This is a genomic window from Mesorhizobium sp. M7D.F.Ca.US.004.03.1.1 (genome assembly GCF_003998635.1).
GTDB classification, from domain to species: Bacteria; Pseudomonadota; Alphaproteobacteria; order Rhizobiales; family Rhizobiaceae; genus Mesorhizobium; species Mesorhizobium loti.
This window is the reverse complement of the sequence record NZ_RZQG01001746.1, coordinates 1-496: the sequence shown is the minus strand read 5'-3', so window position 1 is coordinate 496 and position 496 is coordinate 1. Positions and strand designations below refer to the sequence as shown.

Below are 496 nucleotides of genomic sequence, written 5' to 3'. Positions count from 1 at the left end.
GGCTATTCGCTGCGGTGGTATGAGGACTTCTTCAGCAAAGCGAATTGGGGGGCGCCGTCCTCAACTCCTTCTTCATCGCGATCATCTCGGGCGGTCTGGCTACCGTTCTGGGCATCGCGGCGGCCATCGGCCTGTCCCAACCGGCGCTGCCGTCCGGTCCACCTTGATGGCGTTGTTCATGACGCCAATGATGGTGCCGGTGATCGTCGCGGCGGCAGACATGTTCTTTCTGTTCTCCGACTTCTCCCCGCAAGGAACCTTCATGGGCGTCATTATCGCCCACACGGTTCTTGGCACGCCCTTCGTCGTGGTCACCGTCACGGCGTCGCTGTCGCAGTTCGACGGCAACCTGATGCGCGCGGCCTGCAGCCTCGGCTCGCCGCCCTGGCACGCCTTCAGGACGGTGATGCTGCCGATCATCCTTCCGGGCGTTATCTCCGGGACGCCCTTCGCCTCACTCCTTCGACGACGTGGTCGTCGCGCTTTTCATTGGAAG

Annotated in this window: 1 protein-coding gene; it reads left to right on the top strand. The window is 62.9% G+C overall.

Going from position 1 to position 496, the window contains the following annotated elements; genetic code table 11:
* Positions 1-19 precede the first annotated feature (19 nt).
* On the top strand, positions 20-496 hold a 477-nt coding region (locus EN935_RS42860), incomplete at its 3' end, for an ABC transporter permease subunit (protein WP_281040431.1).